This window comes from Desulfobulbus sp. (assembly GCF_030824455.1).
Taxonomy (GTDB): domain Bacteria; phylum Desulfobacterota; class Desulfobulbia; order Desulfobulbales; family Desulfobulbaceae; genus Desulfobulbus.
Map to the genome: position 1 here is coordinate 1 of NZ_JAVBXR010000090.1, position 13,237 is coordinate 13,237.

General features: G+C 58.6%; 12 protein-coding genes and 1 pseudogene. 1 reads left to right on the forward strand and 12 read right to left on the reverse strand.

The window, feature by feature from the left end:
* The 5 genes from ptsG to RCH93_RS10930 form a co-directional block, all read right to left on the reverse strand.
* The coding region (ptsG, locus tag RCH93_RS10910) for a PTS glucose transporter subunit IIBC (RefSeq protein ID WP_306548438.1) at nucleotides 1-1,753 on the reverse strand (1,753 nt) is incomplete at its 3' end.
* 42 nt (nucleotides 1,754-1,795) lie between these two features.
* Nucleotides 1,796-4,342, reverse strand: a complete 2,547-nt coding sequence (ptsP, locus tag RCH93_RS10915; RefSeq protein ID WP_306548439.1) for a phosphoenolpyruvate--protein phosphotransferase — start codon at nucleotides 4,340-4,342, stop codon at nucleotides 1,796-1,798.
* A 133-nt stretch (nucleotides 4,343-4,475) separates the two neighbouring features.
* Nucleotides 4,476-4,958, reverse strand: coding sequence for a hypothetical protein (locus RCH93_RS10920; RefSeq protein ID WP_306548440.1), 483 nt, complete (start codon nucleotides 4,956-4,958; stop codon nucleotides 4,476-4,478).
* Nucleotides 4,959-5,178: 220 nt separating this feature from the next.
* On the reverse strand, nucleotides 5,179-5,493 hold the full coding sequence (locus tag RCH93_RS10925) for a BON domain-containing protein (RefSeq protein WP_306548441.1): 315 nt from the start codon (nucleotides 5,491-5,493) through the stop codon (nucleotides 5,179-5,181).
* 207 nt (nucleotides 5,494-5,700) lie between these two features.
* Nucleotides 5,701-6,420, reverse strand: coding sequence for a PilZ domain-containing protein (locus tag RCH93_RS10930; RefSeq protein ID WP_306548442.1), 720 nt, complete (start codon nucleotides 6,418-6,420; stop codon nucleotides 5,701-5,703).
* A 188-nt stretch (nucleotides 6,421-6,608) separates the two neighbouring features.
* On the opposite strand from RCH93_RS10930, the gene RCH93_RS10935 reads away from it, so the two are divergent.
* On the forward strand, nucleotides 6,609-6,848 hold the full coding sequence (locus RCH93_RS10935; protein WP_306548443.1) for a hypothetical protein: 240 nt from the start codon (nucleotides 6,609-6,611) through the stop codon (nucleotides 6,846-6,848).
* 85 nt (nucleotides 6,849-6,933) lie between these two features.
* On the opposite strand, the gene RCH93_RS10940 is transcribed toward RCH93_RS10935, so the two are convergent.
* The 7 genes and pseudogenes from RCH93_RS10940 to RCH93_RS10970 form a co-directional block, all read right to left on the reverse strand.
* Nucleotides 6,934-7,410 carry a septal ring lytic transglycosylase RlpA family protein gene (locus tag RCH93_RS10940; RefSeq protein ID WP_306548444.1) on the reverse strand — a complete coding sequence of 159 codons (477 nt, stop codon included), beginning with the start codon at nucleotides 7,408-7,410 and terminating at the stop codon, nucleotides 6,934-6,936.
* A gap of 827 nt (nucleotides 7,411-8,237) precedes the next feature.
* A complete protein-coding gene (locus RCH93_RS10945) occupies nucleotides 8,238-9,266 on the reverse strand; it encodes an alpha-hydroxy-acid oxidizing protein (protein ID WP_306548445.1) in 1,029 nt (342 codons plus the stop codon).
* A gap of 283 nt (nucleotides 9,267-9,549) precedes the next feature.
* Entirely contained in the window at nucleotides 9,550-10,017 is a 468-nt protein-coding gene (gene ybaK, locus RCH93_RS10950; protein WP_306548446.1) for a Cys-tRNA(Pro) deacylase, read from the reverse strand.
* Between the two features lie 60 nt (nucleotides 10,018-10,077).
* Nucleotides 10,078-10,653 (reverse strand): DNA-3-methyladenine glycosylase I, encoded by a 576-nt coding sequence (locus RCH93_RS10955; RefSeq protein ID WP_306548447.1) that lies wholly within the window; start codon nucleotides 10,651-10,653, stop codon nucleotides 10,078-10,080.
* Nucleotides 10,654-10,747: 94 nt separating this feature from the next.
* Complete coding sequence (locus RCH93_RS10960; RefSeq protein WP_306548448.1) at nucleotides 10,748-11,545, reverse strand: alpha/beta hydrolase family protein; 798 nt, start codon at nucleotides 11,543-11,545, stop codon at nucleotides 10,748-10,750.
* Nucleotides 11,546-11,696: 151 nt separating this feature from the next.
* Complete coding sequence (locus RCH93_RS10965; protein ID WP_306548449.1) at nucleotides 11,697-12,011, reverse strand: YdhR family protein; 315 nt, start codon at nucleotides 12,009-12,011, stop codon at nucleotides 11,697-11,699.
* A 113-nt stretch (nucleotides 12,012-12,124) separates the two neighbouring features.
* Nucleotides 12,125-13,237, reverse strand: a pseudogene (locus RCH93_RS10970) (hypothetical protein); the annotation flags it as partial.

Below are 13,237 nucleotides of genomic sequence, written 5' to 3' on the forward strand. Positions count from 1 at the left end.
GGTCGGCAACGCCAACGCCAACGATGAGATGCACAATCGCCTCGGTTGCGTGGGCAACTGCGGCCACGCCGGCCGCCTGCAACCCTGGTTCGTCGAGTTTGCCGGAATCAAGGAGTTCGACCCGCACCCGGGTGGCGGCCACCAAGGCCACGGCGCCGATGTTGCCCCGGCCGCCCAACCCGCTTGCAACCATAGCAGCGTCGAGACGCAGGCTGCTGCTGCTTGTTGCAGCGACCTCGGCAGGAGCTTGCACAGGCACTGCAGCCGGGGCAGAACCCAGCGACCCCTGGTCGGCTTCGGCCCCCGCCACCTTGAGATAATCCTGCATAGCAACCATCAGTTTCTCCGAGGTCGGGCCAAAAATGGCCTGGATGCCGTCGCCCACCACCATCACCCCGGCCGCGCCCATGGCCTTGAGCCGCGCCTGATCAACCTTGGCCGGATCGCCCACCGCAACCCGCAAGCGAGTGATGCAGGAATCAAGACTGACGATGTTGCCCCGGCCGCCGAAAGCCTGGACCAGATCCAGGGCCTGACCGTGAACGCCTTCGGTCTGGGTCTGGCCGGCCTGGGCTTGCTCTTTTTCCCGGCCCGGGGTTTTCAGGTCCATCTTGGTGATCACCACGGAGAACACCAGGTAATAGACGCCCGCGCAGATCGGCCCCAGGAGGAAAACATACCAAGCGTTCTTGGCCTTGCCGCCAATCAGGTTGAACATCAAAAAATCGATGCCGCCCTGCGAAAAGGTAAAACCCATGTGCATGTCGAGGGTGTTGGCGACAAACTGGCAGGAAGCGGCCAGGATGGCGTGGAGCACGTACAGGACCGGCGCCACGAACAGAAAGGAAAACTCGATGGGTTCGGTGATGCCGGTGAGGAAGGAGGTCAGCGCCGCCGAAATCATCATGCCGCCCACCTTGACCCTGTTTTCCGGACGGGCGCACCGCCACATGGCGATTGCCGCCGCCGGCAGGCCAAACATCTTAAAGAAGAACGCCCCGGCGAGGATGCCGGCGCTGGGATCGCCGGCAAAGAAACGGTTGATGTCGCCGTGAACGACCTGCCCTGCGGCATCGGTATAGGAGCCCATTTCAAAGAAGAAGGGCACATTCCAGATGTGATGCAGGCCAAAGGGAATCAGCAGACGTTCGACCAGGCCGTACAAGCTGGCCGCAGTGCGCGGACTGCTGACCGCCGCCCAGTGAGAAAAGCCATTGATGCCGTTCTGGATGGGCGGCCAGACAAAGGAGAGCGCCACGCCAAGGACAATGGCCGCCAGGGCGGTGATGATCGGAACGAAGCGCTTGCCGGCAAAAAAACCGAGGTATTCGGGCAGCACTATCCGGTAGTAGCGGTTGAACAGGAAGGCGGCCAGACCGCCGGCGAGGATGCCGCCGAACACCCCGGTCTGGATCGAGGGCAGCCCCATGATCATAGCCGGCTTGATGCCAAGCAAAGTGGCCATGACGCCCAGGGTGACGGTCATCACCAGGTAGCCAATGGTCGCGGCGACCGCCGACACCCCGTCGTTTTCGGTAAAGCCCAGGGCCACGCCGATGGCAAAAATCAGCGGCAGGTTGCCGAAGATGACGTCGCCGGAATTCTTCATCAGGGCCAGAACCAGCGCCGGCACATACCCGTGAAAGTCGGTGGCGCCAAGGCCAAGCAGGAGGCCGGCCACCGGCAGCACGGCCACCGGCAGCATCAAGGCCTTGCCGATTTTCTGCAGCGAAGAGAACAAACCTTTGAACATAGCAATTCCTCCTCAGAAATCGATCAATTGCGCCGCGTGACGCTACTGGGCGAACCCCGCCAACAGTGTGCGCACTTCCCCGCTGCTGGCCAAGGCAAGCGCTTCCCTGGCCAGGTTGCGGCATTCGTCCAGCGACAACCGCTGCACCAAGGCCTTGACCGAGGGGATGGCCGGCACGGAAACCGAGAGTTCGTCGACCCCCAGACCAATGAGCACCGGCACGGCCATCACGTCCGAGGCCAGACCGCCGCAGACGCCGACCCATTTGCCGTGCTTGTGCGCGCCTTCCACCGCAAGGGCGATCATCCGCAGCACCGAAGGATCAAGCCCGTCGGCGCGTTTGGCCAGCTTGGGATGGCCCCGGTCCATGGCCAGGGTGTACTGGGTGAGGTCATTGGTGCCGACGGAGAAGAAGTCGGCCTCGCGGGCGAACACCTCGGCCATGATCGCCGCCGACGGCACTTCGATCATCACCCCGACCTTGGCCTGCTTGCCCGTGGCTGCCGATTCCTCCGCCAGGATCATTTTGGCGGCGCGCAGCTCGTCGATGGTCGCAATCATGGGGAACATAATGTGCAGCTGGGTCGCCTCGGCGGCGGCCAGCATGGCCCGCAACTGAATGCGCAGCAGGTCGGGACGCTCCAGGCTGACGCGGATGCCGCGCATGCCGAGAAAAGGATTGTCCTCCTTGGGCAGCGGCAGGTAGGTCAGGGGTTTGTCGCCGCCGACGTCCAGGGTGCGGATCACCAGCTCGCGCTCCGGCCCGAGCGCCTGGGCAACGGCGGCGTATTCGGCGGCCTGCTCCTCATAGGTGGGCGCGACGCTTCGCTCGTGGAAGAGAAACTCGGAGCGGAGCAGGCCAACGCCGTCGCCGCCCAGTTGGAGGGCCTCACGGGCGTCCTCAAGGTTGCGGATGTTGGCCATGACCTTGACCAGATGGCCGTCCAGGGTAACGGCCGGCTTGATCGCCAGCAGCTTGTCGGCCTCGCGTTTGGCGGCGATCTGCGTCATCTTGTCGCGGGCCTCGGCCACCTGGGACTCGCTTGGATGGGCGCGCAGAATCCCCTGGCTGCCGTCGAGCACCACCAGCGTGCCGTCGGCAATCAAAAGCGCTGATTCCTCGATCCCGCAGACCGCCGGAATGCCAAGCGAGCGCGCCAAGATGGCCACATGACTGGTGGCGCCGCCGGTGGTGGTGCAGAAACCGATCACCTTGGCCGGGTCGAGGGCGGCGGTGTCCGACGGGGCCAGTTCCTCGGCCGCGAGAATCGTGCCCGGCGCAACCGTGAGCGCCGCCTGGACGACGCCGGTCAGTAGGGCCAGAACCCGGCGGCCAACGTCGCGCACGTCATTGGCCCGCTCGCGCAGCAGGGCGTTGTCGAGATTTTCCAACTGCGCGGCATACTGGGTGAAGGCTGCGCGCCAGGCGAACCCGGCGCTCTTGCCCTGGCTGACGCCGGCGATGGCCAGATCGATCAGGCCGGGATCGTCGAGCAATTCCTGGTGCGCGGTGAGAATTTCGACCCGGTTGCGGTTGCCGGCGTCGGCGTTGATCTGCTGTTTGAGGGTTTCAATCTGATTGCGGGCGGTGCGCAAGGCCGACTCAAACGCGGCGCGTTCCTGATCCGGGCCGGCCCCCTGCTCGGCCACGTCGAGCGCCTGCTGCCGGTACTGCACGATTTTGCCCACAGCCAGCCCCGGCGAAGCGGAAACGCCGACCATCTCGTCGGCGGAAGCCCCCTTGACGCGGACCGGTTCGGGCGCGGAGGGCGCCGCCGCAGGTGCTTCACCTGGTTTTTCGCCGCATCCCTGGCGCAGCAACTCGGTCAGGACGCCGACCGCTTCTTGCGCATCGGGCCCGAGCGCCTTGACGCGCAACGGATCACCCTGAGCGGTCGACAATCCCATCAGGCCCACCACTGATTTGGCGTTAACCTCCTGATCGTTGCGCTGCAGAAAAACCACGGATTTGAATTTCTTGGCCGCCGTGGCCAGCACTGCCGCCGGCCGGGCGTGCAAGCCGCTGGGATTGGGCAGGGGCACGATCTCTCCAACAATGGCCTCGCCCTGCCCCGCTTGGCCTGCCTGCGCCGCCTGGGCCGCATGGTCTGCCTCAGTGGGTGCGGCAAACTCCAGGGTTAACGCCGCCGTTTCCCCTGCCCGAACCATGCCGACAGCCGGCAGATACCGGGCCACCCGCTCGCCGTTGGCAATCAGCATCTGGGTCAACAGGCTGCGCGCCTTGCGGGCCACGCCGTCCAGGTCAAAACGGATCAGCGGCTGCCCGGCCTTGACCGCGTCGCCCTCCTTGACCAGGGCGGTGAACCCTTCGCCCTTGAGCTCCACCGTGTCAATGCCGATGTGCAGCAGCACCTCAATCCCCTCTTCGCTGCGCAGGGTGAGGGCGTGACAGGCCCGGTGCAGGTTGACCACCGTGCCGGCCACCGGCGCCGACAACTCGCTGGAAACGGGATCGATCGACACGCCGTCGCCCACGATTTTCTGGGCAAAAACCGGATCGGGAATGGTCTCAAGCGGGACCATCACCCCGGAGAGCGGGGCCAAAAGCTCGAGTCGGTTGTTGTTCATCGAGATTCTCCTTGAATGCAGGGACGGGCGTCTGTCCATGTCGCCGCAGCGGCGTTGCGCTCGCTAGGCGCGCTGGGCGCAAAACCCGGGAAAGGGGCGTCAGACGGACTGTGTCTGCGTCTGCGCCCCTCGGTCATCGCGACGACTCGTCGCGGGGTTCGCCGCAGGTTCTGCCGGCGTAGGAGTGGGGTTTGTAGACTTCGATCACCCCGGGCTCGGGCAGGTGAATGATGTTGAAAACATTTTGCGAATACCAGACGCCCGCCTGCCGCCCATCCGGGGCGATGATGCGGCCGCCGTGATAGTCGCAGGCCCCGTAGCGCTCGGTCCGCCACCACTGCAGCCATCCGTTCAACCGCGCTTCGGTCATGTCGATCTGGGCCCAAACCCGACTGCGGAGGGTGAATTGATTGCTGACGGCGATGACCGAATCAGGCGCGGCAAACGAGCCGAGGTAATAATAGGTGTGATCGGGAAGCAGTTGGCCGGATTCAAACAATTGCTGCACGTCTGATTCCTCCTGCCATAAGCCGGAGGGAACAGGGGCGGCGCAACCGGCCAGCGTGGCCAGGCCGAACACGAGGAGAACACAACGCAACACAGACTGCAGCTTCATGACGGAACCTCGCTGATTGAGGTGACGGCAACGATTCCTGGTCGCCCAACAGTTGCAGCCGGCAAAAAAAAGCCCTTGCGGAGTCGCTGCTGGCTTGGTTTGGCGTTCTGCCGGGAACCGTTCCTCAAATGTGCATAAAAAAAACGGGGAAGCATCCGCAGCCCCGTTCCATGTCGCCAATCACTCGGGAGCCTTCCGGACATCCCCCATGCTGACCGCGCTATTTAATTTTGAGAAGGTTTTTCACGTTGGTGACGCCATGCACCTTGCGGGCTATCTGCGTTGCCTTGCTGCTCTGCGCCCGGGTATCGACCGCGCCGGTCAACACAACCTCGCCTTGAAACGTTTCCACTGAAACCGCCAGGCCGCTGACGTCCTTGTCAGCCAGCAAATCAGCCTTGACCTGGGTGGTAATGGCGGCGTCGTCCACCACCTGGCCTGTGGATCTGCCTGCCGGGGTGGTGCAGGATACGGTGAGCGCAAGCACTGCCGCGCACACAAGGGAGAGAAAAAGACCAAGGGTTTTTCGTGCCATGTGTTCCTCCTTTGCTTTGATTGTGGATTCGGAGCAATCAGTGCAACGCCTTCAGGGCATTTCCCGGACGGCTCCACGTTTGCACGTCGGTTGCAGTGGAAACGCCGCGCGTTCAGGCCAGCCCGTTATCCGCCGACGAATCAACTAATGCCTAAACTTTACTGAACATTTTCCGGAAATACAAGAACGAAAAGCCAAGCGGCGAGATCAGCCGCTTACCAGCCCGGTAGAGCGGCAGGCCTCGTTGACCAGGCATTGATACAACACCTGTTTCAATTCCTGATCCACATCCGAGAACTCAACTGCGAAACGGTCCTCAGCAACCGAGACCACCTTGGCCTTCATGGCAAGCGCTGACAGTTCATCCTGATCACGATACAGGGAAAGGGTCATGGACAAGTGCTGATCTATGGACAGCGCGGCTGTCGGGCCCTGCACGGTGCACCCCTTGGTCGAAATGTCAAGCAGCTGTCCGTTCTCGTTGGCCGCATCTCCCGCGTATTCGACCTGCCGCCGATTGATCTGGAAACAGAGGGCTTCCGGCTCAACCGGCTCAAGGAGCAGTTCCTCGGCCTCTTGGAGCGAAGCGACATAGATGGGTTTATAGCTTTGGAATATTGCGGCCGCAGCCAGAAGTTGTTTGAGGATGATGTTTGTGCCGACCACGACCCGAACGACCCGGCCGACCTTGTTCACAATCAGATACTCCATGATCTTCTTGAAAATGTTGATGCCGCTCAAGTGGCCGAGGGTGCACCCGGAAATATCGCTAATGACGTCGAACCCAGGTTTTAAATCGGCAACGCAAAACCGAACATCGGTATACACCTTTTTCAGCTCTGTTTGGGTTGCGGTTGAAGAGACGGTGATATACAGCCTGTTTTTCTTCAAATCAGCCGTCACCTTGGATTTCAATTTTTTAGCCATCAACGCTACTCTTTTGATTTAACGCTACAAAAACAAGCAAACCCTCGTTGCTCAATCATTGTATAGGCTAAATGCAATTCTCTCCAAGCTAATTTATCGCCTCCCTTCCGCCGCGCCCCCTGCGGGCAAGGCTGTTCACATGCAAAACCACCGCCACTGGTTCCGTTCAAGGCCGGCCAGGGGGCATCATGCCGTTGCCGGCAGCGCAGCAGCGCATTTTTTTTGGGGGGCTGATGCAGATGGACGATCTGACAAGGAATTGCTTGTTGAAGATCTGGGATGCCTGGAAATGGCCGGTGGATGGGCGCAATGGGCCCGGCGGCAAGATTGGGGACCGGATGAAGGGAGGATTGGTTGAGCTCGACTCTTTTTGCCCAGCAATTGCAGACTGGGCAAGCAGGGTGGGTGGGTCTAGCGGCTTGGCTTAACCTAAGGCCGCTTTGCACTGCTTCGTGTTCACACGCGAGGGTTGCGGTTAAGCGGCGCCGGCAATCCGCTCGCCCCGATTTCTGTTTATGATTTTTTGGACGAGTCCCCGCGAACGACTTCCAGTTGGACAAGGGCGTTGCCGGTCTTCTTCATCCCGATTTTGGCGGCGGCGGCAGTCGTCAAGTCGATCACGCGGCCAGCATGGTGGGGCCCCCGGTCGGTGATGCGCACTTCAACTGATTTGTTGTTGCGGACATTGGTAACGAGCACCTTCGTGCCCAGCGGAAGCGAGCGGTGTGCAGCCGTCATTTGGGTCTGACACAATTTTTGACCGCTGGCAGTTTTTCTGCCGATCAATTTGTCGGAATACACGACAGCCTGGCCTTTCATCAATTTGGCGGATTTTGCGGCAGTCGAGGCGGGTGATTTGGTGGTTTTGGAGGCGGCGAGCGATGCTTTTGCCGCCTTGGTTGAAGGGGCGGCGTTGAGTGATTGTCCAAAGGAAAATTCGATCATCGCCAAGCCGATCAGAACCATAAAAACGAGCTTGGTTGTTCGCATATTGTTGTTCTCTCAAGTTGAAGTCGTGGTGGCTTTTTCTATCAAGATGCATGAAAATAACAGAATTTCGAGATATTGCAACCCAAACATTTTTCCGTGCTCTTGCGAAACGGGAAAACCTACCGGAAAAACAAAACAATTTTTTGCCTGTGCCGGCACCTATCACCCCTCTTTTTCAGCGGCAGAGAGGGAAGAAATGGAAGCAACAACGAGGCCCATCAGAAGGGAAAAAAAGGGTTCGGAGACGGAAAGAATCCTCGGCGACCGGCGCCGGATTGCACTCCGCAAGGGCGCTGTCGCCGGCACGACTTGAGGCGAAACTAAACGACGCAACAGACCCCCTCGGCGCCGAGCCAATCCGCAAAGGCCCCCCCGAATACCGCTTGAGTTCCATCCGGGTTCTTTTCTGGGGTGTGCTGTTCGAGGGAGAGGCAAGGCGGCGTTGGCGGGGGCGCGAAGATTTCCCCCGGTGGTCGAGACGACACAAAACAAGCTCGAGGAGCGGCGAAGGCCACTTCGGTTATGCCCCCTGCCCCACCTATGGCCTTGACCAGAGGGAGCGAAACGCCCCCTGTTTCGGTTTCCCTCAAGCCAACGGCCCTTTTCAAGCCATGAAAAGGGCCGTTAAAAAATAGGGATTGGATCCCCAAATCAGCAAAATCCCAGGCGCCGTAGAGACAGATAACCCACCGACTTCAAGCCGGTGGGTTATCATTATCCCATTGATATTTATTATATTATATTGACTGATGGAGAACTGAGGGCTTGAAGATCACCGCCTCCTCGCGCCCAACAGCAAACACCTTGCCGGTTTGTGAATTCCGTTCTCAGCCCCGGTGTCCGCTGTAGAGAATGCTTGCCGGCACATTTTTCACGTCAGCGGTTCCGGTCAGCAGCATAGCCTGCAGCAGTTCTCCTTTAAGCTGATTGAGATACAAGGCCACACCCTCGCGGCCGCCTCCGAAAGCGGCTATCAACACCGGGCGGCCAACCAGCACGGCGTCTGCGCCGAGGGCGAGCAGTTTCAGCACATCGCTCCCGCTACGCACGCCGCCGTCGACAAAAACAATCGCCTTGCCTTTGACGCGGTCGACGATTGCAGGCAACACTTCGGCTGCTCCAGGGGTGAAATCGAGCACCCGGCCGCCGTGGTTCGACACCACAATCGCACTGGCCCCGGCCTGGATAGCAGCCTCCGCTTCGTCCGCCGTCATCACCCCTTTGACGATAAACGGCAGCTTGGTTGCGGCGATCACCTCATGCATCTCCGCCAAGGTCTTAGGACCAACCGGCTGGCCTTTCATCGCCATAGTGACCAGCCCCGCGCCATCGATGTCCATTCCGGCGGCGAGCACGCCCACCTCTTCTGCGGCGCGCAGATGGCTTGCAACAACCTCCTGGGCTCGCGGTTTGATAATGGCGATCGAATGGCCCTTGTTTTCAGCGCCAGCCTTCAACCCGCTGTCGAACATCCGCGGGTCGGCGCCGTCGCCGGTCATGCAGAGCGTGCCGGCCTCGACCGCGCCCGCCACCATCTCGGCAATGAATTCCTCCTCGGTCATTTTCCCACCCATGTTGTAGGAAGAACCTGTGATGGGGGCGACCAGGATCGGCATGGAGAGCGTTTTACCCCATAGCGTCCACGTCATATCCGGTTCTTTCACGTTGTGAATGGTGCGCATATTCAATTGAACCTTCGCCAATGCCTCCAGGTTGGCCTTAAAAGCGCTGCCCGTTCCCACGCCGCCCATGCCTGGCACCTCGCCGGCGCAAACGCGCCCATCGCAGACCGGGCAGACCCGGCAAAATCCTTTGAGTTGTTCGCGGGCCTGTTCCCGTACAGTTTTCATATCCATTTGAGTGTGCTCCTTTCTCTTAATCGCCTGCCACCCGGCAGGCCGTCGTTTTTGGCGCTCAAGCCGATAAAATATTGAGGGGCTGGCTGGATGTTGCAGACATCCCAAGCAACAAAGCCAATCCCCCCGAGATACGTCCATGCATTGGTTTTTGTGATAGGGCCGCGACAAGAAGTTCTCGAGCCTCTTCAGGGCTCAGACCACCGCTTCTTCCCCTCTGATTCTTGCAGAGCCGCTCAAAAAACAGGGCGTCTCCGCCAGGATCAAATTCCCGAACTGCACTCTATTTGCAAATAGATTCAAATTTTCCTTTTGTCAACAAACACAAATCAGCGGGAGACAGCTCGATCTCAAGCCCCCGGCGGCCGGCGCTGACGAATATCGTGTCAAATCCTGTCGATGACTCATCAATGAGCGTAACCAAGGGTTTCTTTTGCCCAAGCGGGCTTATCCCACCCAGCACATATCCTGTTGTCTTTTCAGCGGCATGTGCTTGCGCCATCGCGGCTTTCTTCGCCCCAAGCGCTTTGGCAAAACGTTTGAGATCCAATTGACATGCAACAGGAATAACGCCGACAGATAACTTTTCATCGTCAATTGAAACCACCAGGGTTTTGAAAACTCTCTTGCCGTCAACATCCAGCTTTATTGCAGCTTCTTCCCCGTAGGAGCCTGCGCTGTCGTCATGTTTATACTCGTGGATTTGAAAGCGAATTTTCGCCTTTTTTGCGGCATTTATTGCTGGAGTCATGGGAAAGCAGCCGAGAAGTGAAATGGAGTGGAGTGGAGGGAGTCGCCTGTTGCCGTTGTGCTATCGGGGCAGGTCTGCGATCTCCGCATATCGAAAGCAGTCCGTGGTATGATCGTTGACCATGCCGACGGCCTGCATGAATGCGTAGCAAATGGTCGAGCCAACGAAGTTGCATCCTCGTTTCTTCAAATCTTTGCTCATCTGGCCTGACAGCTGTGTTTGCGCCGGCACTTCTCCCAACACTTTCCAGGCGTTATGAATTGGCTGGCCTTCAACATAGCGCCACAGAAATACATCAAGGGACCCGTACTCTTCCTGAATTTTCAGCACCGCTTTGGCATTCTTGATCGCCGCTTCGATCTTCAAGCGGTTGCGTACAATACCTGGGTCGTTTAACAACTGGGCAATGTCGCGTTCCGTATAGCCAGCAATGAGTTCACAGGCAAACCCCTGAAACGCCTTTCTGTAATTTTCTCGCTTTTTGAGAATGGTCAACCAACTCAATCCTGCCTGAGCGCCCTCAAGCACCAAAAACTCAAAAAGAAGACGATCATCATGGACGGGAACGCCCCATTCATCGTCGTGATATGCCACATAAAGGGGATCGCTGCCGCACCAGCCACATCTCTTTTTCATTTTCTTCCTGAAGCGTTAAAAATTTGCAAATGGGTAGCAAATCACCGTTTCACTGAGGATAGAAGCAAATTCGTTAGGTGTCGCACCGCATCGTCTATCGCCGATCAACTCCCGGCAACCAGGCGAGCACCCGTTGGATTTGCGCATCCCAACAGGACCACTCGTGCCCGCCTGGCCCTTCTGCGGAGGTCATCGCTACCCCCAAAGACTCTGCATGCTCGCGAAAACGCACATTGTCGGCATACAGGAAATCCTCCGTTCCGCACCACTGATACAGATCAGGTCGCGGCTTCCCCTGCTTGACCATCTGCTCGGCCAACGAATAGAGGTCATTCGGGCCGCCAGCGAGCGCCTCGGCCTTGCCAAAAATATGCTCCATCTCGTTTTGATCAGCTTGGCCTGCCGCCTGTTCATCCTGGACGAGCCGGACAACATCCAACGCCCCCGACAGACTCGCCGCCGCCGCATAACGTTCCGGGTAGGTCATGGCGAGCTTGAAGGCTCCATAGCCTCCCATCGACAGCCCCGCCACATAATTTTCGCGGCGTTCCAGGGAGAGCGGAAAATAATGCCGGGCAACAGCAGGCACTTCTTCGCTGACAAACGTCCAATAGCGCAGGCCGTCCGCCATATCCGCATAATAGCTCCGATGCACCGCAGGCATGACAACGGCCAGATTCAGGCCTTCCACATAGCGCTCGAGCGCCGTGCGGCGCTGCCAGACGGTGTGATCATCGGACAGGCCATGCAGCAGGTATAAGGTCGGGTATCGTTGGCTTGGATTTCCTGGGGCGACGCCGACCTCAAGCGGTCCGGGATCGGGGAGAATCACGCTCATGGTCGACATCAGACCTAGAACCTGCGAAAAGAAATGACAGTGAATAAGCGCCATCGTCGCGTCTCAAAGATGTAATTTGTCGGTCAAGCCAACACGCTTTGCAGCGGGCGGCAGCGGCCTACAGCGGGCTTACGGCTCGCCCACGGTTCGCCGCTCAACTCGAGCCGGGGTTGGCCAAGCAAGGTCCGACGAGTGTTTGATCGATTCAGGTTGCCGAAATAATTTCATTGAGCACATTGTCGACCACAACGGGGGTCTCCAGAAAGGTCAACGAAGGGTCCGAGCCGTATTTGCCGCGTACAAACGATTTCCATTCCTCGGTATACACTCGATCAGCGTCTTCACGAGACTTCCACAAGTAAATTCCGCCGGCCTTGGCGCCGTCTGGAGTGAGAAAGTAATATTTCCTCAACAAGCCAGGCATGCCTTGGTATTTATGCGCCGTGCTCAGAAAAATTTCCTTGGCCTGGCTGCTGGTGATTGGCTGAGGCAGGGTGAATTCAACAAGCGCTGTAATCATAGTTTCTCCAGGGAGTTTCTCAAAGGGGAACGGTGCGTTGCCTGTCCCGCGACAGCCCAGGCCAGCTCAATTTCAAAGCACAGCGGCACGCCTTGTGTGCCGTTTGCGTTGACTCAACGCGCGGGGCGCTTTGCCTCGCGAAACCATTCGCGCACCGTGGTCATTTGTTTGATCTGCGCAGCCGGAGCGTGGCGGAGACAATTCGCATATTCCTCCGTTCCCACTTCCGCCCCCCAGCGAACCTCGACGCAATCATTGGGGTTATATCCCATCTCAAAGGCGGATTTACGCGCTAAAACGTCGGCAATCGACAGGCGCCAAGGCTCGCCGTTGCTGCGGTTATACTGGATTTCCTTTGCTGCAGTCAGTTTGTCGTGCAACTGCTCGATCTCGGTCTTCACTTGTCGGGCAGATTGGGCCGTCAAGTTGAACAATTCGGGATAACTCTGAATTTTTTCTGGAAAATTGAGCAACACGTTCATCGCGATGATCAACCGCATGTCCCGCGACGGGGTGGCAAAATCTTCCCAGGCGCCGACAGTTTCAAAAATAGCGGCGCCATTGGGCATAGCAATAACAGACCCGCCTTTCTGAAAATAGGCTTCGCCGTTTTCAACCGATTTCACGCGCGTTTCCAACTGTTCTATCAAGGCGGTTAACGTCGCCTCGTAGGCCTGTTTCGCATTCAATCCCTCAGGGTTGATGAGTGCATACAGTTGCGCGTAAAACTCTTCAGGACTCAAATCCGCCTGCTCCAGCGAATAATTGGGCAACTCCTCATTCTTCAACAACCGTTTGTTCGCCATGGGCCGGAACGACTTGAAACCGGGGCCGGCGCTGGCAATGTTGGCAAATAAAAAGGTTCCTTCCCAAAATCTTTTTCTAGCAATGGAATTATCCGGTTGGGCGTCGACCGCAAATAAAACGCCGGGGCTCTCCGCAGTTTGGCCGACCCATTTTGCGAGTATGAGCACATGTCCGTAGGGGTCGGCAAAGATCGTTCCCGGCCATAACACCTCGCGCCTTAAGGATACAGGGTAGAAATCGGTTTCCTGATTGGCAAGCGCCGTGCGGCCATTGCCTGATTGCACCGCATCCATCAAGCTGCGACTCGACGCTTTGAAGGTGGACAACGGCGCGGTCTTTTGCACGAATTCCGTTCTGATGACCGCAGGACCGCAGGTAGGCGGTTGTGTGGCCGAACCGCGATTACAAAACCGATAGCT